Source organism: Kitasatospora sp. NPDC096140 (assembly GCF_040303045.1).
Lineage (GTDB): Bacteria > Actinomycetota > Actinomycetes > Streptomycetales > Streptomycetaceae > Kitasatospora.
Genome location: NZ_JBEOUW010000071.1, coordinates 5,920 through 28,758, shown reverse-complemented (window position 1 = coordinate 28,758; position 22,839 = coordinate 5,920). Strand labels below are relative to the sequence as shown.

Below are 22,839 nucleotides of genomic sequence, written 5' to 3'. Positions count from 1 at the left end.
ATCGGCACGTCGGGTTCAACGACCGGCACCCCGCCGGGACACCGGTCGCATCACCACATCATCCGAACTCGTTATGTGCGAAGTCCGGGGCTAGCGTGACCGCCATGTCCACCACCCCTGCTCCCGCCCCCACCCAGCCCGCCGGACACCCCGGGCGGCCGCTGCGGATCGCCACCGTCCAGACCCAGGCCGTGGCCGGCGACATATCCGCCAACGCCGAGCAGGCCGCCGCGCTGATCCGCGAGGCGGCCGGTGCCGGCGCCCGCCTGGTGCTGTTCACCGAGAAGTTCCTCTCCGGGTACGAGCCCGAGCTGATCCGCGCCGACCCGCTCAAGTACACCGTCCAGAACGGCGACCCGCGCCTCGCACCGATCGCCGAGGCGTGCCGCGAGACGGGGACCGTCGCCGTGGTCGGCGCCGCCGTGCAGGACGGTGCCGACCTGCGGATCTCCGCCCTCGTCCTCGGCTCGGACGGCGGCTTCGTCACCCGCTACGACAAGCAGTACCTGTTCAAGAGCGAACGCGACCTCTACCGCCCCGGGAGGGCCGGCTGCACCCTGGAGCTGGACGGCTGGCGACTCGGGCTCGGCATCTGCTACGACTCCGGCTTCCCCGAGCACGCCCGTGCCGCCGTGCTCGACGGCTGCCACGCCTACCTGGTCGGCGCACTGTTCAGCAGGGGCCACGGCCACCACGAGTCCCGCACGTGGTTCCCCGCCCGCGCACTCGACAACACCCTCTACACGGTGCTCGCCAACCACATCGGCCGGACCGGCCCCTGGCACACCTGCGGCGGCAGCGCGGTGTGGGGCCCGGACGGCCGCCTGATCGCCGAGGCGAGCGAGGACCGGCGCGAGGTCGTCGTCGTCGACCTGGACCCCGCCGTCCTGCGCACCACCCGCGAGAACGAGACCCTGCTCGCCGACCTCGCCCTCGCCGCCGGACAGCCGGCCGCGCCGCGCACCCACGTCACCCTGGCCTGACCCGGCGAGCGCCCCGACCGACGTCCGGCCCGGCCCGACCCGCCGGGGCCGGGCCGCGGCGGCGGCCCCGGGGAGCCCGCTCGGGCGGTCCGCGGGCCGGGAAGTCAACGTCCCGGCTCCGGAGTTCACCCCCGCCCGATCGGTCGGCCCGCCCGACGGGACCCGCCCTCGGCCCACGCCGCTGCCACCGCCAAGATCCGGCCGCCCCGGCGGACGGGGAGGACGGCCGCGGCGAGGCCGGTCAGGACGGTCAGGACGGTCAGGACGGTCAGGGCCAGGGCGAGCAGGACCGCCTGGGGTCTGCTCCATGATCACTCCGTGGACGGACCACCGGCCCCGGCGGCTCCTCCCCGAGGGGTACGGCGCCCCTGGGACCGGTCCGCCGGCGAAGCACCGGGCCGGAAACGGCGCAGGCCCCCGCCCGGAGTGGGCGGGGGCCTGCGACTGCGTTCTGTGCTGTGCCCCAGACAGGAATCGAACCTGCGACACCGGCTTTAGGAGAGCCGTGCTCTATCCCCTGAGCTACTGAGGCGTGGCCCGGTTGTGGCGAGGCCGTTCACAGCGTACCGGATCGGGGGTGGGGAGCGGGGTGGCGGACGGGTCACGGGTGGGGTGCGGGTGCCGACGAGGCGTCAGCCCGGGTCAAGTAGCCTGCCGGGAAGTGCCTGATCCGCCGGGGCACCCCGCGCGAAGGAGACGAAGGACCCGATGAGACCTGCTGTGCGCCCGGTCGGCCGACTGCTGGGGCCGGTGTGGTTGTGGCCCGCGCTGGTGATGCTGGCCGTGGGGGCGTACCGGTTGGGCACCCCGGACCTGTGGCGGGACGAGATCGCGACCTCGACGGTGGCCACCCGCTCGCTGGGCGACATGCTGCGGCTGCTCCAGCACATCGACGCCAGCAACGGCGCCTACTACCTGCTGATGCACGGCTGGACCGCGGTCTTCGGCGACTCGGCGGTGGCACTGCGGATTCCGTCCGTGCTGGCCATGGCGGGCGCCGCGGCGTTCGTGGCGCTCACCGCCCGGCGGCTGTTCGGCGGGCGGGTCGCGGCGATCGGGGCCGGCCTGCTGTTCGCGGTGCCGCCGCTGGTCTCCCGCTACGCCCAGGAGGCGCGCTCGTACGCGCTGGTGACCTGTGCGATCGCGGCCGCGACCTACTTCCTGCTGCGGGCCCTGGAGCGGCCGACCTGGCGGCGCTGGGCGCCGTACTGCGCGGCCATGGCGCTGGCGGGTGCGGGACACCTGGTGTCGTTCAGCACGGTGGCCGGGCAGGCCGCCCTGGTCGGACTGCACCTGTGGCGCACCCGGGAGGCGACGGACCGGCGGCTGCTGTGGCAGTACCCGCTGGCGGTCGTGGTGGCCGCGCTGCCGGTGCTGCCGGTGGTGCTGCTGGGCAGCCGCCAGTCGGACCGGCAGCTGGGCTGGATCGCCACGCCGTCGCTGCGCGGCCTGGCCCGCTTCGGCGAGTCCCTGTTCGGCTCGCACCTGGTGTTCTACGCCTTCGTGCTGCTGGCCGTCCCGGCGCTGGCCCTGCCGGGTCGGCGGCTGCAGGCCTGGCAGGCGCTGCTGCTCGCCGAGCTGCCGGTGGTGAGCGTCTGGCTGGTGTCCCGCCTCGGGGAGACCTCGTACTTCATCGACCGGTACCTGCTGTTCACGGTGCCCGCGTGGGCGGTGCTGGCCGGGGGCGGGGTCGGTGCGGCCTACGGTGCGGTGGCGGCCCTGGTCCGACGCGGTCCGGCGCCCCGCAGGGCCGTGGCGGTGGCCGGGGTGGTGGCGGCGGGCATGCTCGCCGTACCGGCCGTGGCGGCGCTGCCCAGGCAGCCCGCGATCCGGTACGTGGGCTCGCACACCGGCTCGGAGGAGCCGTTCCGGGTGGCCGCCCGGACGATCGCCGTCGGCTACCACTCCGGGGACGGGATGGCGGCCCCGTTGGGCAACCAGTCCTGGGCGATGGTCTGGCCGGGCGTCAGCCACTACCTGCCGTCGGACGTCCACCCGTACCCGGTGTTCGTCGCGCAGAGCGCCGACGACGCGGAGGACCTGTCGCCGGTCGCCTGCACGAAGCCGGAGGACTGCCTGGGCTCGGTGTCCCGGATCTGGCTGCTGGTCCTCGGTGACACCGCGGACCCGCTGGGCGCCATGCCGACGGACCAGGCGCAGCTGCTCCGCACGCAGTACGGCGACCCGGACCAGGTCACGCCGCTCGGCGGGTTCACGCTCGCGCTGCTCGACCGCGACACGTAGGCGCGGGTGGGAGGGCGCAGGGCGCGGGCCACGGGCCACGAACGCCGAAGGGGAGCCGGTACGGACCGGCTCCCCTTCGGCGTTTCTCCGTCGGCTCGGCGTCGCGGCGTCGCGGCGGCTCAGTGGCCCAGCCGCTCGGCCGCTCGGCGACGTCAGTGCCTCACAGCATGCGCAGCAGGCGGGACTGGATGGACGGCGGGTTGAGGTCCGACTGGAGGGCCACCGGGACCTCCACCTTGTTGTCGCCGGTACCCACCTGCAGCGTGCCGACCTCCTTGCCGGCCTGCTCGCTGTGGCCGATCTTCGCCGCGTCCAGGGTGACCGTGCCCGAGATCCCCGGGAAGCCGGCCACCACCAGGTCCTTGGTCGCGACGAGCGGGACCGAGCCGCCGAGACCGTCGTCCACCGAGCCGACGACGTCGCCCTTCTTCACCACGGTCTGGCCGGTCACGCCGTTCTGCGCGGCCTGGATCTGCTTGCCGCTGACCTTCAGCACGGTCGGCAGGATGCCGTCGCCCGGAGCGGGCGAGGTGGCCGGCTGGCCCAGGGTGACACCGAGGATCAGCCGCTTCACACCGCCGATCTCCTTGTACGCGGCCCACATCAGGCAGCCGCCGGCCGGGGTGCTGGAACCGGTCTTGACGCCGATCACGCCGGTCTTCGGGTTGATCAGGTTGTTGGTGTTGGGGATCTTCACGTTGTTGAAGTTGGTCTCCGGGGTGGAGACGATCTGCCGGAAGATCTCGTCCTGCATGACCTGCTCGGCCAGCTTCAGCTGGTCCTTGGCGGTGGACTTGGTGTCCGAGTTGTAGCCCGCCGGGTCCGCGTAGATGGTGTTGGTCATGCCGAACTTGGAGGCGGTGTCGTTCATGACCTTGACGAACGCGTCCTCGGATCCGGAGTGGAAGCGGGCGAGCAGCCGGGCCACGTTGTTGGCGGAGGGCAGCATCAGCAGCTCCAGCGCCTGGTACTCGGTGAGCACCTGGTTCTCGGTGAGCGTGACCTTCGACTCGTCGACGTTGCCGGACTCCTGCGCGGCCTGCTTGTCGACGACGATCTTCGGGCCGCTCTCGCCCTTCTTCAGCGGGTACTTCTGCAGGATCAGGTAGGCGTTCATCACCTTGGTGACGCTGGCGATCGAGGCCGGCGTCTCCGGGCCCGAGCTGCCGAGGCTGCCGACCCCGACCACCTCGGCGGCGGACTGGCCCTTGGCCGGCCAGGCGAGGTCGAGCTGGTCACCGGAGAAGCTGAAGCTGCCCGCGGCGGTCATCTTCGCCTTGGCGTCCGGCAGCGGACGCAGCAGTTGGGCCACCGCGAGGGCGCCGAGCACCACGGCGATGAAGACGGTCCAGATCGTCACCCGCTTGAAGGCGCGACGCAGCGGCGAGACCGGGCGGGAGTTGAGGGAGGCCAGGACCTCCATCGCCTCCGCGGTGTTCTCGGGCGAGGGCAGCGGCTCCGGGGAGGGCAGCGGCTCGGGCCGGGGCAGCGGCGGGACCGGCGGGACCGGCCGCGGGTCGGGCCGGGGCAGCGGCTTCGGGGCCGGCGCGGGTCCGGGCGCGGGCTTGGGGGCCGGCTTCGGCAGCGGCTCCGGGCCGGGCGTCGGCTCGGGCTCCGGTACGGGGGCCGGCGCCGGCGGCTCGGGCACGGTGCCGGCCGCGGACGCGGCGGCGGCGCGCAGCGGCCTGGGCTTCTCCAGCTTCTCGGCCTGCCCCGCCTTCTGACCGGGCTGCCCGGTCTCGGTCAGCGTGACGGGGGCGGCGTCGGCGGCGGGAGAGTCCTCGGCGGAGGGGCCTTCGGGTTCGTCGGCCTCCTCGGCTTGCTCGGATCCGTCCGTTTCCTCGGTGGTCTCGGCGGGGGCTGCGGCGCCGTCGGCCTTCGTGGAGTTCCCGGTCTCCTCGGCCTTCGCCGCCTTGCCGGTCTCCTCGGCCTTCCCGTCCGCGACGGCTTCGGCGGCTGAGGCGGCCTTCCCGTCCTCAACGGCCTTGGCGTCCTTGGCGGCCTTGGCGGCCGGCGCGGACTCGGACCCGGCTGCGGCTCCGGCGGGCTCGGCCGCCTTGTCCGCTGCCTTGTCCGCTGCCTTGTCCTCGGGCTTCCCCTCGGCCTTGTCCGCCACCGCAGCCTTCGTCCGCATGGCGAGACGCGGGTCGGCGACGGACGGGCGCTCGGCGGGCTTCTTCGACTCGGCGTCCGCCGACGGGGCTTCCTTCTTCTCCCCCTCATCACCGGAACTCCCGTTACCGGCGGCCTTCACCAGCTCGTCGGGCAGCCGCAGCGCGGTGGTCTTGTTGTCCACCGGAAGCCGCAGCATCGTCGTCTTGCTGTCCACATCCCGGACGCGGAGCTGTACGGTCGAGCCGCCCTTGGCCCCGGCCACCGGAGCGTCGCCGGACTCCTTCGCGGGCTCCTTCGCAGGCTCCTTCGCGGACACCTCCGCCGAGGCCTTCGCGGGCGCCGCCGCGGACGACTCCGAGGACGGCTTCGCGGCTGCCTTCGCGGGCGCCTCGCCCGAGGTCGACGCCGAGCTGTCCGACGAACCGTCCGAGGAGGTCGCGGCTGACGCCCCGGCAGCCGCCGGGCCGGAACCGCCCTCGGCGGCACCGGCCGTCGTACCGGCCCGTTCGCGTTCGCGGCCCTGCTCCCGCTCGCCGTCCCTCAGCACCCTGTCGGGGGACTCGCCCACGTATCCCAGCCTCCTCAACGCCCGTGGGGCACCGGCGAACCCGATTTCGGGAAGCCGACGCCCCGCCCCGTGTACCTGTACAGTCTCCGCCACCGACGGCCGTTCCCACCGCGCACACCCCGCCCGACCGGCGCTTATTGCCATCGCTCGGCCGCACCGCGGTCCGTTCACCGGTCAGACGCCGGGCCCGAGGCCGCCGGTTCCGCGCCTTCACCGCAAGGTCACGATTCGGAGGCGTACTCGACAAGCCCGTGTGAGAGGCGTCACCCTGTCTCTCATCCACGCGGGGAGGCTTGGATGGGCAAGAGCCGCAGAACTGTTCCCGAGGAACTCTTGCTGCTCGCTTTGGACCCGACCACGGGTACCACGGCGCAGCCGCAGACCCTCGACCTCGGACTCGCCGGGGCCCAGCTCGTCGAGCTGTCCCTGGCCGGACGGATCGTACCGGAGGGAGACCGGATCGCTGTCGTGCTGGCGCGGCCGACCGGCGACCCGACCCTTGACCACGCACTGGAGTTGCTGCGCCGACGCGGCAGTCCGGTTCGCGCGGCGCACTGGATCGGCGGGCCCCGGCTGGGGCTGCGGCAGACCTATCTGGCGCACCTGGAGCGCTGCGGCATGGTGACGGCCGTGCCGGGCCAGGTGTGCGGGGTGCTGCCGACGACCCGGTACCAGGCGTCCGACGACTGCACCAACGCCGCGATCAAGCAGCGGTTGGACACCGCGATCCGCACCGGTGTGCCGCCGGACCCGCGGACCGCGGCGCTCGCGGCGCTCGCCCACTCGGTGGGGCTGGGCAAGCACCTGTACCCGGGCAACGAGGGCCGGTCCTCGCGGTCGCGGCTGCGCGACCTGATCCGGTACGACCCGCTCGGCGGGATGGTCGCGCACGCCGTGATGGACGTGCAGAACGGCCTGCCGACGCAGCAGAACCGTTCTTCCCAGGGCACCGGGCCCGCCCCCGCGGCCGGCCGGGCCGGCTCCCGTACGGCGGGCCGGGGTTCGGGCGGGCGGGTCCCCGCCTCCCGGGTCGGCGTCCGCTGACCGGCGCTCGCCGACCGGGGCCCGTGGCCGGGCCCGCTGACGGACGGACGGGCGCCCGGTGTGCCGTCCGACGCTCCCGAGGGCACACCGGACGGCGCGGGCCGCATCGCCCGCGCCCCCGGAGGCGCTGAGCGACCCGACGCACGACCCGACGCACACCCGCACGACGGTACCGGTGGCACCTTGAGCACGAGGAGCGCCACCCGCGCCGACCGAACGACAGTCACGACGAGCACGACAAGCACGGCGAGCACGACGAGCACGACGAGCACCACCGGAAGCACCGAGGGGCGGTCGCCCCGCGACGCAAGTCGCCCGGCGACCGCCCCTCTTGCCGTCCCCGGAGGCCTGCGGCCGCGGCTCCCACACATGCCGGAGGCACGTGCGGAGGCGCCCCCGGGGACATCCGTCGCACTACCTGTCCGAGTCGTCGAGCCGCATTACCACCTGGGGGCTTTCACTGTCCCGCGGAAGCGCTATTCCGATGATCTGTTCTACCGCGCTGCTGTGATTCCCCGGCGCCGACCTGGCCCAAGGTGACATGCTGCTCCAAGTCAGGGGGGTTGCTCCCAATGTCCGAAGTGTTCCGAGGGCTGCCGTTCCAACGATCACCAGAGGTCCGGCCGGAGGTCGAAGTGTCCGCCAACGTCAATCCCACCGTCCGCCGCCGACGCCTCGGCTCCGAGCTGCGCAAGCTCCGCGAGGGCCTCGGCATGACGGCCGAGGAGGTCGCCGGCCGGCTGATGGTCTCCCAGTCCAAGATCAGCCGGCTGGAGAACGGTCGCCGCAGCATCAGCCAGCGGGACGTCCGGGACCTCTGCGACGTGTACAAGGTGTCCGACGACCAGATGCGTGCCAGCCTCATGGAGATGGCCAAGGAGTCCCGCCAGCGCGGCTGGTGGCACGACTTCAACGACATGCCGACCCCCTACAGCGTCTACATCGGCCTGGAGGCCGAGGCCTCCTCGATCCGCGCGTACGAGTCCTCCTTCGTCCCGGGCCTGCTGCAGACCGAGCAGTACGCCCAGGCCGTGGTCGAGGGCACCCAGCCGGACACCGACGCGAACGCCGTGCAGCGCCGGGTGCAGGTCCGGATGAAACGGCAGGAGCGCGTCCACGGCGAGAACCAGCTGGGCAGCCTGTGGACCGTCATAGACGAGGCGGTGCTGCGCCGCGAGGTCGGCAGCAAGGCGGTGATGGCCCGCCAGCTGCAGCAGATGCTGGAGCTCAGCCTGCGCCCGAACATCACCATCCAGGTGATCCCGTTCTCGCACGGCGCGCACCCCGGCATGACCGGGACATTCTCCCTGCTGGAGTTCCCGGAGTCAGCCGATTCCACGGTTGTCTACTTCGAAGGTGTGACGAGCGATCTCTACCTGGAGAAGGAGGCTGATGTGCGCCGCTATACCGGTCTGTACGACTACCTGAGGGCGGCCGCACTCGGTGTCGCGGAGAGCCGGTCGCTGATAGCCGACATCGAAAAGGAATTCCACGAATGATCACCCCGTCCGAGTACGGAACCCGATGGCGCAAGAGCAGTCACAGCGGCGGCCAGGGCGCCTGCGTGGAGATCGCCGTCCCCGGCACGGGGGCGGTGGCCGTCCGGGACTCGAAGGACCCCCGCGGGCCCCAGCTGCGCTTCTCGACCGAGGCCTGGAGCGCCTTCGCCACGGCGGCGGCGACGGGCGCCTTCGGCGAGCTCCCGGGCTGACCAGCCCGCGCGGTTCCGCACCCGCCCGCACGGTTCCGCACCCGGCGCGTCGGGGTCGGCGCCCGGCCCCTCGCGGGATGTTCAGCCCGTCACGGGGTAGCGGACGGCCCAGTTGACGCCCTCCGCCGTCTGCCGGTCGTGCAGTTCGGCGCCGTGCATCAGCTCCAGCACGAAGTCGTCGGCGAGTTCGAGGATCGCCGCGCGCCCCTCGACGCCCGCCACCAGGCCCGGCGGCAGCGCGGTGTCCCCGTGCAGCACCCCGAGCAGGTTGCCGCAGATCGCGCCGGTGGAGTCGCTGTCCCCGGAGTGGTTGACGGCGAGCAGCAGGCCCGAGCGGACGTCGTGGGCGACCAGCGCGCAGTAGACCGCGATCGACAGTGCCTCCTCGGCGACCCAGCCCTCCCCCAGCGCCTCGACCCGGTCGGCGGAGGGCTCGCCGGCCCGGACGGCGTCCAGCGCGGCCCGCAGCGCGGCCGTGGTCTCCTCGTGCGCCTGCCGCTCGGAGAGCAGGGCGAGCGCGAGGTGGACGCCCTCCTCCAGGGTGCCGCCGCGGGCCACCGCCTGGACGATCACCGCGAACGCGCCCGCCGCGAGGTAGCCGGTCGGGTGGCCGTGGGTGAGCACCGAGCACTCGACGGCGAGCTGGAACACCAGGCCCGGCTCCCAGGTGGTGAGCAGCCCGAACGGCGCCGCCCGCACCACCGTCCCGCAGGCCTTGGAGTGCGGGTTCTTGGGCCGTTCCACGGTGCCGAGCCGCTCGGCGTCGGGCCCGGTGAGGCCGGACAGGCTGCCCTGGCCGGGCGCGCGCTGGGCGTACAGCCACTCCTCGCGGCCCAGCCAGCCGAGGTCGGGGCGGCGCTCGTCCGGGCCCCAGTCGCGCTGGGTGGCGGCCCAGCGCAGATAGGCCAGGTGCAGGTCGGTGGGCGGGTGCCAGCTGCCGGTGTCGCGCCGGATGTGGGCGCGGATGAGGCCGTCGACGGTGAACAGGCTGAGCTGGGTGTCGTCGGTGACGGCGCCGGTGCGCCCGTACGCGGGGACGTAGCCGGTGACGCCCTGCGGCCCGTGCTGGGCCCGGATCTTCTCCAGCGCCTCGAACTCGACGCCGGCGCCGAGCGCGTCGCCGATGGCCCCGCCGAGCAGGCAGCCCCGCACCCGGCTGCGGTAGTCCTGCTGCTGGGCGCGTGACCACAGTGGCATCACGACGGGGCGCCTTTCCTCGGGGTGGGGCGACGCGACGCTCGGCCGGTCGCGCGCCCTCGCACTGTACTTCGACGGCCGTGCGGATCGACGGGATCCCTCGAACTTCAGTGCCCTTCCCCGGTGCCGGGCCCGGCCGCCGCGCGGGCGGCGGCCGGGGCGCGCACGGTCAGGCCGGCAGGGTCAGTCCAGTACGGGCAGCAGCTCCGGCAGGTGCCCGTCCGAGGCCAGCGCCGCGGCACGGCGCTCGGCCGGCACCTCACCGTAGGTGGTGGTGCGCTGGCGGTGCGGACGGCCCGCGGCCTCGGCGATCGCCTGCAGGTCGCGCACCGACTTGTAGCTCCCGTACGCCGAGCCCGCCATCCGCGAGATGGTCTCCTCCATCAGGGTGCCGCCCAGGTCGTTGGCGCCGGAGCGGAGCATCTCGGCCGCGCCCTCGGCGCCCAGCTTGACCCAGCTGGTCTGGATGTTCGGGATGTGCGGGTGCAGCAGCAGCCGGGCCATCGCGACCACGGCACGGTTGTCCCGGGCGGTCGGGCCGGGCCGGGAGATGCCGGCCAGGTACACCGGGGCGTTGGTGTGGATGAACGGCAGGGTCACGAACTCGGTGAACCCGCCCGTCCGCTGCTGGATCCCGGCGAGCAGCCGCAGGTGGCCGAGCCAGTGCTCCGGGGTGTCCACGTGCCCGTACATCATCGTGGACGAGGACCGGATGCCCAGCTCGTGCGCGGTGGTGACCACCTCGACCCAGGTCGCGGCCGGCAGCTTGCCCTTGGTGAGCACCCAGCGGACCTCGTCGTCCAGGATCTCGGCGGCCGTGCCCGGGATGGTGTCCAGGCCCGACTCCTTGGCCCGCTGCAGCCACTCGCGGATCGAGAGGCCGGTGCGGGTCGCGCCGTTGACGACCTCCATCGGGGAGAAGGCGTGCACGTGGATGCCGGGCACCCGCTCCTTCACCGCGCGGGCGATGTCGAAGTAGGCGGTGCCGGGCAGGTCCGGGTGGATGCCGCCCTGCATGCAGACCTCGGTGGCGCCCACCTCCCAGGCCTGCGCGGCCCGGTCGGCGACCTGCTCCAGCGAGAGGGTGTAGGCGTCCGCGTCGGTGCGGCGCTGGGCGAAGGCGCAGAACCGGCAGCCGGTGTAGCAGACGTTGGTGAAGTTGATGTTCCGGGTGACGCAGTAGGTGACGTCGTCCCCGACGGCGGCGCGGCGCACGTCGTCGGCGATCCGGCAGAGCGCGTCCAGGGCCGGGCCGTCCGCGTGGAAGAGGGCCAGCGCCTGGTCGTCGGTCAGCTTCACCGGGTCGTCGGCCGCCACCGCCAGGGCCTCCCGGAGGTCCCCGGCGAGGCGCTCGGGCGCGCCCTTCGCGAGCACCTGCTCGCGCAGCACCTCCCAGTCGCCGTACACGTCCTCGAAGTCGGCCCGGCGGTCCCCGGTGCGGCCCTCGGTGTCGATGGTGGTGTGCAGGTCGGTCCGCCCGTACGACTCCGGCAGGTCCTCGGGCTCCTGCCAGGGCAGGCCGCGGACCACCGCGTCCGGGTTCGCCAGGCCGGTCTCCGGATCGGCCAGCGCGCGGACGTGCGGCAGCACCCGCGGGTCCAGCCAGGGCTCGCCGTGGCGCACGTAGTCGGGGTAGACGGCGAGGCGCTCGCGCAGCTCGAAGCCGGCCGCCGCCGAGCGTTCGGCCAGCTTCTCGATCTGCGGCCAGGGGCGCTCGGGGTTGACGTGGTCCGGGGTGAGCGGGGAGACCCCGCCCCAGTCGTCGATGCCGGCCGCGATCAGCCGCTCGTACTCGCCGTCCACCAGGTTCGGCGGGGCCTGCAGGCACGCGGCCGGGCCCAGCAGGTGCCGGGCGACGGCCACGGTGGCGACCAGCTCGTCCAGTTCGGCGTCCGGCATGCCGCGCATCGCCGTGTCCGGCTTGGCGCGGAAGTTCTGCAGGATCAGCTCCTGGATGCCGTGGTAGGCGCGGGAGACCTTGCGCAGCGCGAACAGCGACTCGGCGCGCTCCTCGTAGGTCTCGCCGATGCCGATCAGCAGGCCGCTGGTGAACGGGACGGAGCTGCGTCCGGCGTCCTCCAGCACCCGCAGGCGGACGGCGGGTTCCTTGTCCGGGGAGCCGTGGTGCGGACCGCCGGGCTCGCTCCACAGCCGGGTGGCGGTGGTCTCCAGCATCATGCCCATCGAGGCGGAGACCGGCTTGAGCCGCTGGAAGTCCGTCCAGCTCAGCACCCCGGGGTTGAGGTGCGGCAGCAGCCCGGTCTCCTCCAGGATGCGGATCGACATCGCCCGCACGTACGCGATGGTGTCGTCGTAGCCGTGCGCGTCCAGCCACTCGCGGGCCTCGGGCCAGCGGTCCTCGGGCTTGTCGCCGAGCGTGATCAGGGCTTCCTTGCAGCCGAGTTCGGCCCCGCGGCGGGCCACCTCCAGCACCTCGTCGGGGGACATGAACATCCCCTGGCCCGCCCGGCGCAGCTTTCCGGGGACGGTGACGAAGGTGCAGTAGTGGCACTTGTCGCGGCACAGCCGGGTGAGCGGGATGAACACACTCTTGGAGTAGGTGATGACGCCCGGACGGCCGGCCGCTTCGAGACCTGCGTCGCGCACCCGGGCGGCGCTCGAACAGAGGTCCTGCAGGTCCTCGCCTCTGGCTTGCAGCAGTACGGCGGCCTCGGTCACGTCGAGGGCGACGCCGTCCCGGGCGCGGCGCAGGGCGCGGCGCATCGCGTTCGCGGTCGGGGGGTTGCTTGCGTCCATGGCGGTTCCGTCCATGGCGCGACCCTACGCCAGCGGTGGTACCCCGGGATGAGCAACCCTGAGACCGTCTCAGGGTCGGCATACCCACGAAGGCCAACCCGATCTGGCCCTGCAGGGCGATGACGCCGGTGGCGCCGCGGCCTCTAATGGAGGGGCAAGACCAATCGCACGTGTCCGCAGAGGAGTTGAGTACGCCATGACCAATGAGACGGCGACGGGGGACGACCAGGACGGCGGCGTTCCGTACCGCTCTCGGCGGCACGTCCTGGTGCGTGCCGGGGTGCCGCTGGCGGTGGCCGCGGTGATCGCCACGGGGATCGGGCTGGTGCCCGCGCTGGCCGCCGACTCCCCGCCCGACCTGCCGACGCTGACGGCGGAGCAGGTGGTGGCCAAGGCCCTCGGCTCCCAGACCCAGGCCCTGTCCGGGACGGTCTCCGTCAGCACCGACCTCGGCCTGCCCAGCCAGCTGCTGGGCATGGCCGGCGGGCTCGGCGCGGCGGCGTCCGGGCACGGCGGGGACGCGGCGGGCGCGTCGGCCTACCCGCAGGCCAAGCTGCTCGGCCTGCTCGGGGGCGACCGGACGCTGCGGGTCGCGGTGGACGGCCCGGAGCACCAGCGGGTCGACATGATGGAGAACATGGCCGGCTACACGGTGGTCCGCAACGGCGACCAGGCCTGGGCCTGGGACAGCTCGTCCAACAGCGCGGTGCACATGACCGGCCGGCCCGCCGACCAGCACCCCCGGGCCCCGCTGTCCGAGCTGCCGACCACCCCGCAGGAGGCCGCCCGGCAGTTCCTGACCGCGAGCGCCGGCACCACCGCGGTCACCGTGGCCGGCACGGCCAACGTGGCCGGGCAGAAGGCCTACCAGCTGAGCGTGAAGCCGACCCAGAGCGGTTCGACCATCGCCGAGGTCCGGATCTCGGTGGCCGCCGACAACGGGGTGCCGCTGGCGGTGGCGGTGAAGTCCACCGACGGCACCACCGTGCTGGACGTCCACTTCACCGACGTGTCCTTCGCCAAGCCGGCCGCCAAGACCTTCGACTTCACCGCCCCCAAGGGCGCCAAGGTGACGGAGCAGAAGGCGGACGACGCGGCGGCCGGGGGCAAGGCCGCGGGCAAGGGCGACGCCGCGGGCAAGGGCGAGGCCAAGGGCGATGCCAAGGGCCACGAGGGCATGAACGTGATCGGCGAGGGCTGGACGGCCGTGTTCACCTCGCAGCTGCCCAGCGGCGCGGTCGAGATGCCGAAGGGCGATGCCAAGGGCGACGGCAAGGGCGACGGCAAGCACGGCGGCCGCGGCTCGGTGAACCCGCAGGGGCTGATGAAGTCGCTCGGCAAGCAGGTCGACGGCGGCACCCTGATCGGCACCAAGGTCGTCAACGTCCTGCTCACCGACGACGGCCGGGTCTTCGCCGGCGCGGTCACCCTGCCGACCCTGCAGCACGCCGCCGGGGTGAACTGACGGATGACCAAGACTCCCGTAACGGGGGACGTTACGGAGTCGGCCGGGGGTCCGGGCGCCGAATCGCGCCCGGCCCCCGCTCCCGTTCCGCCCGCTTCCCCCGCTTCCCCTGCTGCCTCCGCCGGTTCCGCCGGTTCCGCCGGCGACGACGTCATCAGGACCCGCGGCCTCACCAAGCGCTTCCGGGGCGGCCAGCTCGCCGTGGACGGCCTGGACCTGGCCGTTCCGCGCGGCTCCGTCTTCGGCTTCCTGGGCCCCAACGGCTCCGGCAAGACCACCACCATCCGGATGCTGATGGGCCTGATCGCCCCCACCGCGGGCGTGGCCACCGTCCTCGGCGAGTCGATGCCGCAGTCCGTCGCCTCCGTGCTGCCCCGGGTGGGCGCGCTGATCGAGGGCCCCGCGCTGTACGGCTTCCTCTCCGGGCGGGACAACCTGGTCCGGTTCGACTCCGCCGACCCGACCGCCGACCCGCGCACCCGGCCGCAGCGGGTGGACGCGGCGCTGGAGCGGGTCGGCCTGAGCGCCGCCGCGGGCAAGAAGGCCCGCGCGTACTCGCTCGGCATGAAGCAGCGCCTCGGCCTGGCCTCCGCGCTGCTGCAGCCGCGCGAGCTGCTGGTGCTGGACGAGCCGACCAACGGACTGGACCCGCAGGGCATGCGGGAGATCCGGGCGCTGGTCCGGGAGGTCGCGGCGGAGGGCACCACGGTGTTCCTCTCCTCGCACCTGCTGGACGAGATCGAGCAGGTCTGCACCCACGCGGCAGTGATGTCCCGGGGCCGGCTGGTGGTGCAGGGCACCGTCGCCGAGCTCGCCGCCCGGGCGCAGGGCCGGCTGGTGGTCCGCACCCCGGACGTGGCGCAGGCCGCCGAGGTACTGGCGGCCCACCAGGTCACCGCCCTGGTGCCCGGCGAGGGCCGGATCGACGGCGAGCCGGGCGAGCGGGGAGACGACGCGCTGCCCAAGCTGTGCGCGGCACTGGTGGAGGCCGGGGTGCGGGTGCACGGCTTCGGGCTGGAGCGGGGCACGTTGGAGGACGCCTTCGTGGCGCTGACCGGGGAGGGCTTCGATGTCGCGGGCTGAGGCGCTTGCGCCGCGTACGGGCCGGCGGCCGCAGACGGCGGCCGGGTTCCTGGCGCTGTTCCGCAACGAGCTGCACCTGACCTTCCGCCGACTGCGCACCAAGGTGCTGCTGGGGATCCTGGCGGTGCTGCCGGTCCTGATCGGGGTGGTCGTCAAGCTCAACACGGACAGCCCGCACGAGGGCGGCGGTCCGAGCTTCATCGCGCAGACCACCCAGAACGGGCTGTTCCTGGTCTTCACCGCGCTGGCGGTCGCGCTGCCGGTCTTCCTGCCGATGACGGTCGGCGTCGTCGCCGGTGACTCGGTGGCGGGCGAGGCGGCCACCGGGACGCTGCGCTACCTGCTGGTCGCCCCGGCCGGACGGACCAGGCTGCTGGCCGCCAAGTTCACCGCCGGGCTGGTGTTCTGCCTGGCCGCGACGGCGGCGGTCGCGGCCGCGGCACTGGCCACCGGCGCCGCGCTCTTCCCGCTCGGCGAGGTCACGCTGATCTCCGGTGACACCATCGGCTTCACCGAGGCGCTGCTGCGCGCGGTGCTGGTGGCCGGCGTGGTCGCCGCCTCGCTGGCCGGGCTGGTCGCGATCGGGCTGTTCGTCTCCACGCTCACCGGCAGCGGCATCGCGGCGATGGCCACGACCGTCGGGCTGGTGATCACCGTCCAGATCCTGGACGCCTTCCCGCAGCTGGACGCGATCAGGCCGTTCCTGTTCACGCACTACTGGCTCAGCTTCTCCGACCTGCTGCGCCAGCCGATGTACTGGGACGACGTGCTGAAGAACCTCGGGCTGCAGGCCGCCTACGTCGCCGTGTTCGGCTCGGCGGCCTGGTCCCGCTTCACCAGCCGGGACATCAGCGCGTGACGGCGTTCAGCGCGTGACGGCGTTCAGCGCGTGACGGCGTTCAGCGGGTGACGGCCGCCCCGGCCGTCCGCGCGGGTGCGGGCTGCGGCACGGTCGCGGCCCGCACCGCGCGGTCGGCCCGCACCTGGCGCAGCGCGTCCCAGGTGAGCAGCGCGAGCGCGGCCCAGACCAGGGCGAAGCCGGCCCAGCGGGCGGGCGGCATCGCCTCGTGGAAGACGGCGACGCCGATCAGGAACTGGAACACCGGCGCCAGGTACTGCAGCAGCCCGAGCACGGTCAGCGGCACCCGTACGGCGGCCGCGCCGAAGAACAGCAGCGGGATCGCGGTGATCACACCGCTGAGCATCAGCAGCCCGGAGTGCCCCCAGCCGTACGAGCCGGGCACCGTGTGCCCGAAGGTGCCGCGCCCGCTGAGCTCCAGGTAGACCAGGTAGCCGAGGGCGAACGGGAACATGAAGGCGCTCTCCGCCGCGAGGCTCTCCAGCCCGCTCAGCCCGACCTTCTTCTTCAGCAGGCCGTAGGTGGCGAAGGAGAACGCGAGGGTGAGCGCGATCCACGGCAGCTGCCCGTACGCGACGCTCAGCACCGCGACGGCGAGTGCGCCGACGCCCACCGCCGTCCACTGCGCGACGCGCAGCCGCTCCTTGAGGACCAGGACGCCGAACGCGATGGTGACCAGCGGGTTGATGAAGTAGCCGAGGCTGGTCTCGACGACGTGCCCGGAGTTAACGGCCCAGATGTAGACGCCCCAGTTGACGGAGATCACGGCGGCCGCACCGGCCAGCATGGCGAGCCGGCGGGGCTGGCGCAGCAGTGGGCGTATCCAGCCCCAGTGCCGCTGGGCGACCAGCATCAGGACCACCGCGACCAGCGACCAGACCATCCGGTTGGCCAGGATGTCGTCGGCGGCGCCCGGCTCCAGCAACGGCCAGAACAGCGGGAAGAGCCCCCAGATCCCGTAGGCCGCGAAGCCGTACCAGAGGCCCCGGCCGCTGTCCTGCTGCTCTGACTGTGGCATGGCCGAGTGCCCTTCCGCGCGCGTGTGGTCAGGTGACCGTAGCTGGCGGAAGGGCAGGCTGTCATCTCCGTTTCCGGATTTTGGTCATGACATTGCTTGAATGCTGGACGTTTCCGGCGTCCGGGCCGGTCCGCGGGGGTGCACCCGGCCGGGCGGGGTCGGCACGGGTGCGCCCGACCGGGCGGGTCGACGCGAGCGCCCGGGCGATCCGCTCGGAAGGCTCAGACCGTCAGTGCGGCGCGGACGGACTCCGCGAGCGGGACGGTCGGGCGGCCGATCAGCCGGGCCAGGTCGCCCGGGGTGCCGGCCAGCTCTCCGCGGGCGATGCCGGCGTCCACGTCGACGAACACCTCGGCGAAGCCCTCCGGCATCCCCGCACCCACCAGCACCTCGCGGTGCTCGGCCGGGGTGACGTCCCGGTGCACGACCGGCTTGCCCGAGGCCTCCGCCAGCTCGGCGGCCAGCTCGGACAGGCTCCAGGCCGCGTCACCGCTCAGCTCGTACGCCTTGTTCTCGTGGCCGTCGCCCTCGCCCGTCAGGACCGCCACCGCCGCGTCCGCGTAGTCCCGGCGCGGGGCGGTCGCCACCCGGCCGTCCCCGGCGCTGCCGAGCACCACGCCCCGCTCCAGCGTGCCGGCCACGTCGCCCAGGTAGTTCTCGGTGTACCAGCCGTTGCGCAGCAGCGCGTACGGCAGGCCGGAGGCGAGGAGCAGTTCCTCGGTCGCCTTGTGCTCGTCGCCCAGCCGGAACGTCGCCGTGCCCAGGATGCTGGTGTACGCGAGCAGCGCCACCCCGGCGGCCTTGGCCGCCTCGATCACCGCACCGTGCTGGGCCACCCGGCTGCCGAACTCGTTCCCGGAGATCAGCAGCACCCGGTCACCGGCCGCGAAGGCCCCGGCGAGCGTCTCGGGCCGGCCGTAGTCCGCCTCGTGGACCCGGACACCCCGCTCCGCCCACTCCTCGGCCTTGGCTGCCGAGCGGACCACGACCGCGATCTCGCTCGCCGGCACGGCCGCCAGCAGGCCCTCCACGACCAGGCGGCCGAGCTGTCCGGTGGCTCCGGTGACGACGTACATGGTTCTGCTCCCTGTGGGTGTTCCGGTGTCTTCGAAACTCACCCTAGGGAGGGCACTAACTTCTGGATAGTACGCACTTTGAAGTACGGTACTGACATGCAGGTAATCGAGGTAGTCGAGGAGGACCGGTCGCTGCTGGACCGGGTGCCCGACGTCTACGACCGGATGTGCCCCTCCCGGGGCGTGCTGGAGCACGTCACCAGCCGGTGGGGGGTCCTGGTGCTGATCGCCCTGCGGGAACGCGGCTACCGCTTCAGCGAGCTCCGCCGCCGGGTGGCCGGGGTCAGCGAGAAGATGCTCGCGCAGACCCTGCAGACGCTGGAGCGGGACGGCATGGTCCTGCGGGAGGCGCACCCGGTGATCCCGCCCCGGGTGGACTACAGCCTCACCCCGCTCGGCATGGAGGCGGCCGAGTACGTCTCGGCGCTCGCGCACTGGGTGGAGGCCCGGATGTGCGCCGTCTCCGAGGCCCGCGAGGAGTACGACGCCAGGCCTCGCTGATCCGCCGGGGCGGCGGGGGTGGCCGGGGCGCCGGGGCCCAGGGGCGCAGGGGCGGCGGGGCTGCGCGGTCAGGCCGGCCGGGCCTCGCCGACGAGGGCTGCCAGGCCGTCCAGGACGCGGGCCAGGCCGAACGCGTAGGCGTGGTCCGGGCTGTACGCGCCGCCGTGCGCCTCGCCGGCGGCGGCGCCGACCCGGGCGGCCACCGGGTAGCGCTCGGGGTCGAAGACCCGGGCCAGCAGCTCGGCGTTGGCGGCCCACCACTGCTCGTCGGTCATCGCGCTGTCCTGCTGGGCGGCGCGCTCGTCGGCGGCCATCCGGGCGCAGGTCTGGACGAAGCCGAGCAGGTGGGTCAGCGCGGCGTCCAGCTCGACGTCGGTCAGACCGGTGTCCTCGAAGGCACGCAGCTCGTACTCGTACTTGGCCATCAGGCCGGGCCCGAGCGGCGGGCGGCTGGTGGACACGGCGGCGACCCAGGGGTGGGCTCGGTGCAGCGCGCGGTTGTCGTCCGCGACGGCGGTGACCCGGGCGCGCCAGCCGTCGCCGGCGGGGGCGCTGCGGGGCATGGTCGCGTAGACGGTGTCCAGCATCAGGTCGAGCAGCTCGGCCTTGCCGGGCACGTAGGTGTAGAGCGCCATCGGGGAGAGCCCGAGCTCCTGGGCGACCCGGCGCATGGTGACGGCGTCCACGCCCTCGGCGTCGGCCACGGCGACCGCGGCGGCGGCGATCTCACCGGTCGAGCGCGCCTGCCTGGGCCCGCGCCGACCGGGCTTCTCCTCGGCGGTGAGCCCCCAGAGCAGGGCGAGGGTGCGCGCCGGATCTCCTGCGCTGCTGCGGTCGGTGGCCATGGGGTCATCGTTTCACGCATCCCCGGGGGCCCCGAACGGCCGGACCGCTACCGTCTCCCCATGACCAGCCCTGAGCCGCTCCCCGGTACGGACACCGCGCAGGCCCTCCGCGCCCGGGTGACCTGCCGCCGCTGTCACCGACCGCTGCACGACCCGGAGTCGCGGATGCTGCGGCTGGGGCCGGAGTGCCGCGACCCTGCGGAGCGGGTCGCGCGGTTCGACGTCGACCAGGATCCGCTGCCGGGCGTCGGGTAGCCGCTCGGGGGTGAGGCGGAGTCAGTGCGGGGTTTGCGCGAGGCCGGTGCGGCGCCGGTGCGGGGTCAGCCGCGGCCGAGCAACCGTCCGAGGAAGCCGAGGCGCTGCGGTCCCGGGGGCCGTTCCGGCTCGGGTGCCGGGTCAGGCTCGGGCTCGGGCGCCGGGTCGGGCTCGGACTTCGGGGTGTCGGCGGCGTCCTCGGCGCGGATGGCCGCCCGCGCGAGGTCGCGGTCGGCGGGCGACACCCAGGGCGCGGCGAGCACCAGTCGGCACACCGAGCGCAGGATCGTCACCACGCGCACCCGCCGGGCGTCGACGCAGTAGTGCAGCCGCCGCCGGAGCTGCGCGGCGATGTCGGCGCGGGCCTCCGGGTGCGTCCAGCCGATGGCGACCAGCGCGAAGCCGGCCGCCTCGGCGACCCAGTCCTCCGGGCCGAGCAGCAGGTCGAGCAGCACCCGGCGGCGCTCCGACTCCGGCCACGGCTGGTCGGTGCGGTGGTGGGCGATGCCGAGGCAGGCGAAGGACTGGACGGCACGCACCCACAGCTCGGGCTGGTGGGCGAGCAGGGCCCGGCCGAGTTCGTCCTCGGGCGGCAGCGGCGGGTGGGTCAGGACGCCGAGCAGGTCGTCGAGCGACAACCCGGCGAGGCGGACGGCGTGGTCGTACGCGGCCGGGACCGTCGGCCAGACGATCCCGGCGGTGGCGCGGACGAGTTCGGCGCTCTCCGGCGCGGGCGGGGCGACGGCGGGCCTGGGGTCGGTGCCCTCCCAGGCCCAGACCCGGGTGGCGGTCGCGGTCAGCGGCCGCCGGGGGTCGGGTTCGTCGACGGACTGGTAGACGACGGCGCACAGCGGCAGCGCGAGGTGGAGGGCGAGCTGCGAGCTGGGCGGTTCGAGGGTGGAGACGTTGCAGTCGATCGCCGTCCCGCGGTCGGTGTCGGGCGCCGCGAGGACCTGGTGCAGCAGGTTGACGGTGGCCTCGGGCGTGCCCGGAACCATGCCGAGCCAGGGCTCCTGATGGCTCAACCGGGCCAGGACGTCCTGGGCGTACTCGTGGTCGGGGTGGGCGCGGTGGTGGTCGGCCAGGCCCAGCAGGTGCGCCGGGTCGCCGTCCAGGGCGTGCCGCAGGCCGTACCGGGCCGGGGCCGCCTTGGGGTGGTCGGGCTCGGTGGCGAGCACCCGGTCCAGCCAGGGCAGGCCCTCGGCGGGGCGGTCGAGGGCGCCGTACAACTCGGCCACGTCGACGGCGAGGTAGCTGCTGGAGTTGTCCCGGTCCGGCGCGACCCGCTCCAACTCGGCCTCCCAGACCGCGAGGGCGCGCTCCGGACGGCCGTCGGCGCGCAGGGCGTTGCCCAGCATCACGGCGGGCAGGTACCCGGGTGCCGCGCGATGGGCCCGTTCGGCGAGCTCGACGGCGTGGGCGGTGGCGCCGAGCCGCCGGGTCAGGCCGGAGGCCATCGCCAGCAGCAGCGCGTGGTCGCCGTGACGGGCCAGCACGGCCTGCACGAACACGTCGAAGGGCCGTACGGACTCGGCCAGTTCGGCGGGGAGCGGGTCGGGCAGGGCGCCGGCCGCGCGGGCCACCGCCTGGGCGACGGCGTCCGGGTCGACGAGGCCGGGCAGGTCCTCCCGGGCCAGCCAGGCGGTGTGCGCCCAGGGCCGGGCCGGCTCGTACTGGATGGCGGAGGCGAGCAGGCCGACGGCGGCGTCCCAGTCCCCGGCGGCCGCCTCCACGTGGGCGCGGCAGACGACCGTGCCGAGGTACACCTCACCGTCCAGCGGGAACAGCTCGCGCGCGGCCGCCGGACCGCCGGCAGCGGCGGACAACTCGGCCAGCGCCTCGTGCAGTTCGGGCAGCTGCGGGTCGGCGAGGATGGCGTCGGAGAGGTGGTCGGCGGCGTGGTCGAGCTCGCCGGAGTCGATCGCCAGCCGGGCGACCGCGACCTCCCCCTCGGCGGCCAGCCGGGCATCGCCCTCGTCGTCGGTGTGACCGCCCATGCCTTGCCCCCCGGTTGCGTCGTCTCGATCCGGACGAGGCTATCCGGTGCGGGCGACGCCCCGGTGATCAGCCTGACGGTGAACTCCGGCCAACTCTCCGATCGGATACGGCCCTTACGAGTGGTTCAGACCTCCGAGGCGTGCAACTCGCGGCCACCTGCCACCACGATGGCCGAGGCGCTTCGCAGCCGAAGTGCCGCCGTCCCCCTGTCGATCGAGGACACATCGAGGATCCGATGAAGCTTTCGCGCACCGTGTCGCTGGCCGCCTCGGCCGCCGTCCTGAGCACCCTCGCCCTCGCCGGTCAGACCGCCCCGGCGTCCGCCGCCGGCTCGTTCGTGGTCAGCGAGTCCCAGTTCAACCAGATGTTCCCGAGCCGGAACCCCTTCTACACGTACAAGGGCCTGGTCGACGCGCTGAACGCCTACCCGAAGTTCGCCGCCACCGGCGACACCGCCACCCGCAAGCGCGAGGCCGCCGCCTTCCTCGCCAACGTCAGCCACGAAACCGGCGGCCTGAAGTACGTCGTCGAGCAGAACAAGGCCAACTACCCGCACTACTGCGACACTTCGCAGCCCTACGGATGCCCGGCCGGGCAGTCCGCGTACTACGGGCGCGGCCCGCTGCAGCTCAGCTGGAACTTCAACTACAAGGCCGCCGGCGACGCCCTGCACATCGACCTGCTGCACGACCCGTACCAGGTCGAGAGGAACCCGGCCACCTCCTGGAAGACCGCCCTCTGGTTCTGGAACAGCCAGAACGGCGCCGGACGGATGACCGCGCACGACGCCATCGTCAACAACAGGGGCTTCGGCGAGACCATCCGCAGCATCAACGGCGCCCTGGAGTGCAACGGCAAGAACCCCGACCAGCGCAACGACCGCATCAACCTCTACCGGAAGTTCGTCGGCACCCTGGGCACGGACGTCGGCGGCGGCAACATCTCCTGCTGATCGGCGCAGCGCCGAGGTCTCGGTGCGGCGCCGGTGAGGCCCTGAGCCCTCGCTGACGCGGAGTGGGGTGGGGGGCGGGGGGGGCGGCCCCCCCCCGGGGGGGCGCGAAAAAATGGTGGGGGGGGGGCCGGGCCCCCGCGGTGTGGACGCCCGCGCGGGGCCGCGCGC

18 protein-coding genes and 1 tRNA gene are annotated in these 22,839 nt (G+C 73.7%); 11 read left to right on the top strand and 8 right to left on the bottom strand.

Annotation, left to right across the window (positions count from 1 at the left end; translation table 11 throughout):
- Window positions 1-104 precede the first annotated feature (104 nt).
- Window positions 105-983 carry a carbon-nitrogen hydrolase family protein gene (locus ABT048_RS39665; protein ID WP_350526508.1) on the top strand — a complete coding sequence of 293 codons (879 nt, stop codon included), beginning with the start codon at window positions 105-107 and terminating at the stop codon, window positions 981-983.
- Between the two features lie 459 nt (window positions 984-1,442).
- On the opposite strand, the gene ABT048_RS39660 is transcribed toward ABT048_RS39665, so the two are convergent.
- Window positions 1,443-1,515: transfer RNA gene (locus ABT048_RS39660), tRNA-Arg, on the bottom strand.
- Between the two features lie 176 nt (window positions 1,516-1,691).
- On the opposite strand from ABT048_RS39660, the gene ABT048_RS39655 reads away from it, so the two are divergent.
- A complete protein-coding gene (locus tag ABT048_RS39655; RefSeq protein WP_350526507.1) occupies window positions 1,692-3,227 on the top strand; it encodes a glycosyltransferase family 39 protein in 1,536 nt (511 codons plus the stop codon).
- Window positions 3,228-3,387: 160 nt separating this feature from the next.
- On the opposite strand, the gene ABT048_RS39650 is transcribed toward ABT048_RS39655, so the two are convergent.
- On the bottom strand, window positions 3,388-5,910 hold the full coding sequence (locus tag ABT048_RS39650; RefSeq protein ID WP_350526506.1) for a hypothetical protein: 2,523 nt from the start codon (window positions 5,908-5,910) through the stop codon (window positions 3,388-3,390).
- A gap of 297 nt (window positions 5,911-6,207) precedes the next feature.
- Between ABT048_RS39650 and ABT048_RS39645 the strand changes: the two genes are divergently transcribed.
- The 3 genes from ABT048_RS39645 (at window position 6,208) to ABT048_RS39635 (ending at window position 8,665) form a co-directional block, all read left to right on the top strand.
- Window positions 6,208-6,954 carry a GOLPH3/VPS74 family protein gene (locus tag ABT048_RS39645; RefSeq protein WP_350526505.1) on the top strand — a complete coding sequence of 249 codons (747 nt, stop codon included), beginning with the start codon at window positions 6,208-6,210 and terminating at the stop codon, window positions 6,952-6,954.
- A 635-nt stretch (window positions 6,955-7,589) separates the two neighbouring features.
- Entirely contained in the window at window positions 7,590-8,453 is an 864-nt protein-coding gene (locus ABT048_RS39640; protein ID WP_350526504.1) for a helix-turn-helix domain-containing protein, read from the top strand.
- Window positions 8,450-8,665, top strand: a complete 216-nt coding sequence (locus tag ABT048_RS39635; RefSeq protein ID WP_350526503.1) for a DUF397 domain-containing protein — start codon at window positions 8,450-8,452, stop codon at window positions 8,663-8,665. The genes ABT048_RS39640 and ABT048_RS39635 overlap by 4 nt, the downstream gene beginning before the upstream one ends.
- Window positions 8,666-8,746: 81 nt before the next feature.
- Here ABT048_RS39635 and ABT048_RS39630 read toward each other — a convergent pair whose 3' ends face one another.
- Both ABT048_RS39630 and ABT048_RS39625 read right to left on the bottom strand, forming a co-directional pair.
- Window positions 8,747-9,862 (bottom strand): ADP-ribosylglycohydrolase family protein, encoded by a 1,116-nt coding sequence (locus ABT048_RS39630; protein ID WP_350526502.1) that lies wholly within the window; start codon window positions 9,860-9,862, stop codon window positions 8,747-8,749.
- Window positions 9,863-10,045: 183 nt separating this feature from the next.
- Window positions 10,046-12,634 (bottom strand): bifunctional FO biosynthesis protein CofGH, encoded by a 2,589-nt coding sequence (locus tag ABT048_RS39625; protein ID WP_350526501.1) that lies wholly within the window; start codon window positions 12,632-12,634, stop codon window positions 10,046-10,048.
- 181 nt (window positions 12,635-12,815) lie between these two features.
- On the opposite strand from ABT048_RS39625, the gene ABT048_RS39620 reads away from it, so the two are divergent.
- Genes ABT048_RS39620 through ABT048_RS39610 form a run of 3 tightly spaced genes read left to right on the top strand, consistent with a single transcriptional unit; the run spans window position 12,816 to window position 16,026 of the window.
- Window positions 12,816-14,084, top strand: a complete 1,269-nt coding sequence (locus ABT048_RS39620) for a LolA family protein (RefSeq protein WP_350526500.1) — start codon at window positions 12,816-12,818, stop codon at window positions 14,082-14,084.
- A 3-nt stretch (window positions 14,085-14,087) separates the two neighbouring features.
- Window positions 14,088-15,167, top strand: a complete 1,080-nt coding sequence (locus tag ABT048_RS39615) for an ABC transporter ATP-binding protein (protein WP_350526499.1) — start codon at window positions 14,088-14,090, stop codon at window positions 15,165-15,167.
- Entirely contained in the window at window positions 15,154-16,026 is an 873-nt protein-coding gene (locus ABT048_RS39610) for an ABC transporter permease (protein WP_350526498.1), read from the top strand. Before ABT048_RS39615 ends, ABT048_RS39610 begins: the two co-directional genes overlap by 14 nt.
- A 40-nt stretch (window positions 16,027-16,066) precedes the next feature.
- Here the strand turns inward: ABT048_RS39610 and rarD are convergent, their stop codons facing one another.
- Both rarD and ABT048_RS39600 read right to left on the bottom strand, forming a co-directional pair.
- Window positions 16,067-17,044: an EamA family transporter RarD gene (gene rarD, locus ABT048_RS39605; protein ID WP_350526497.1), complete on the bottom strand. Its 978-nt coding sequence runs from the start codon at window positions 17,042-17,044 to the stop codon at window positions 16,067-16,069.
- A 221-nt stretch (window positions 17,045-17,265) separates the two neighbouring features.
- The gene (locus tag ABT048_RS39600; RefSeq protein WP_350526496.1) at window positions 17,266-18,120 is read right to left on the bottom strand and encodes an SDR family oxidoreductase; all 855 of its coding nucleotides are present in this window, start codon (window positions 18,118-18,120) and stop codon (window positions 17,266-17,268) included.
- Window positions 18,121-18,216: 96 nt separating this feature from the next.
- Between ABT048_RS39600 and ABT048_RS39595 the strand changes: the two genes are divergently transcribed.
- The gene (locus ABT048_RS39595; RefSeq protein ID WP_502894133.1) at window positions 18,217-18,621 is read left to right on the top strand and encodes a winged helix-turn-helix transcriptional regulator; all 405 of its coding nucleotides are present in this window, start codon (window positions 18,217-18,219) and stop codon (window positions 18,619-18,621) included.
- A 68-nt stretch (window positions 18,622-18,689) separates the two neighbouring features.
- On the opposite strand, the gene ABT048_RS39590 is transcribed toward ABT048_RS39595, so the two are convergent.
- The gene (locus ABT048_RS39590; RefSeq protein WP_350526495.1) at window positions 18,690-19,466 is read right to left on the bottom strand and encodes a TetR/AcrR family transcriptional regulator; all 777 of its coding nucleotides are present in this window, start codon (window positions 19,464-19,466) and stop codon (window positions 18,690-18,692) included.
- Window positions 19,467-19,526: 60 nt separating this feature from the next.
- On the opposite strand from ABT048_RS39590, the gene ABT048_RS39585 reads away from it, so the two are divergent.
- Window positions 19,527-19,721: a DUF6011 domain-containing protein gene (locus tag ABT048_RS39585; protein WP_350526494.1), complete on the top strand. Its 195-nt coding sequence runs from the start codon at window positions 19,527-19,529 to the stop codon at window positions 19,719-19,721.
- Between the two features lie 65 nt (window positions 19,722-19,786).
- Here ABT048_RS39585 and ABT048_RS39580 read toward each other — a convergent pair whose 3' ends face one another.
- Complete coding sequence (locus ABT048_RS39580; protein WP_350526493.1) at window positions 19,787-21,718, bottom strand: tetratricopeptide repeat protein; 1,932 nt, start codon at window positions 21,716-21,718, stop codon at window positions 19,787-19,789.
- A gap of 236 nt (window positions 21,719-21,954) precedes the next feature.
- On the opposite strand from ABT048_RS39580, the gene ABT048_RS39575 reads away from it, so the two are divergent.
- Window positions 21,955-22,671 carry a chitinase gene (locus tag ABT048_RS39575; RefSeq protein ID WP_350526492.1) on the top strand — a complete coding sequence of 239 codons (717 nt, stop codon included), beginning with the start codon at window positions 21,955-21,957 and terminating at the stop codon, window positions 22,669-22,671.
- Window positions 22,672-22,839: the final 168 nt, after the last annotated feature.

Bases quoted from the DNA above. Each gene is read 5' to 3' on its own strand.
- ABT048_RS39630 (WP_350526502.1), bottom strand. From the start codon at position 9,862: ATGCCACTGTGGTCACGCGCCCAGCAGCAGGACTACCGCAGCCGGGTG.
- ABT048_RS39590 (WP_350526495.1), bottom strand. From the start codon at position 19,466: ATGGCCACCGACCGCAGCAGCGCAGGAGATCCGGCGCGCACCCTCGCC.
- ABT048_RS39645 (WP_350526505.1), top strand. From the start codon at position 6,208: ATGGGCAAGAGCCGCAGAACTGTTCCCGAGGAACTCTTGCTGCTCGCT.
- ABT048_RS39610 (WP_350526498.1), top strand. From the start codon at position 15,154: ATGTCGCGGGCTGAGGCGCTTGCGCCGCGTACGGGCCGGCGGCCGCAG.
- ABT048_RS39580 (WP_350526493.1), bottom strand. From the start codon at position 21,718: ATGGGCGGTCACACCGACGACGAGGGCGATGCCCGGCTGGCCGCCGAG.
- ABT048_RS39600 (WP_350526496.1), bottom strand. From the start codon at position 18,120: ATGTACGTCGTCACCGGAGCCACCGGACAGCTCGGCCGCCTGGTCGTG.
- ABT048_RS39625 (WP_350526501.1), bottom strand. From the start codon at position 12,634: ATGGACGGAACCGCCATGGACGCAAGCAACCCCCCGACCGCGAACGCG.
- rarD (WP_350526497.1), bottom strand. From the start codon at position 17,044: ATGCCACAGTCAGAGCAGCAGGACAGCGGCCGGGGCCTCTGGTACGGC.
- ABT048_RS39575 (WP_350526492.1), top strand. From the start codon at position 21,955: ATGAAGCTTTCGCGCACCGTGTCGCTGGCCGCCTCGGCCGCCGTCCTG.
- ABT048_RS39665 (WP_350526508.1), top strand. From the start codon at position 105: ATGTCCACCACCCCTGCTCCCGCCCCCACCCAGCCCGCCGGACACCCC.
- ABT048_RS39620 (WP_350526500.1), top strand. From the start codon at position 12,816: ATGACCAATGAGACGGCGACGGGGGACGACCAGGACGGCGGCGTTCCG.
- ABT048_RS39595 (WP_502894133.1), top strand. From the start codon at position 18,217: ATGCAGGTAATCGAGGTAGTCGAGGAGGACCGGTCGCTGCTGGACCGG.
- ABT048_RS39615 (WP_350526499.1), top strand. From the start codon at position 14,088: ATGACCAAGACTCCCGTAACGGGGGACGTTACGGAGTCGGCCGGGGGT.
- ABT048_RS39635 (WP_350526503.1), top strand. From the start codon at position 8,450: ATGATCACCCCGTCCGAGTACGGAACCCGATGGCGCAAGAGCAGTCAC.
- ABT048_RS39655 (WP_350526507.1), top strand. From the start codon at position 1,692: ATGAGACCTGCTGTGCGCCCGGTCGGCCGACTGCTGGGGCCGGTGTGG.
- ABT048_RS39585 (WP_350526494.1), top strand. From the start codon at position 19,527: ATGACCAGCCCTGAGCCGCTCCCCGGTACGGACACCGCGCAGGCCCTC.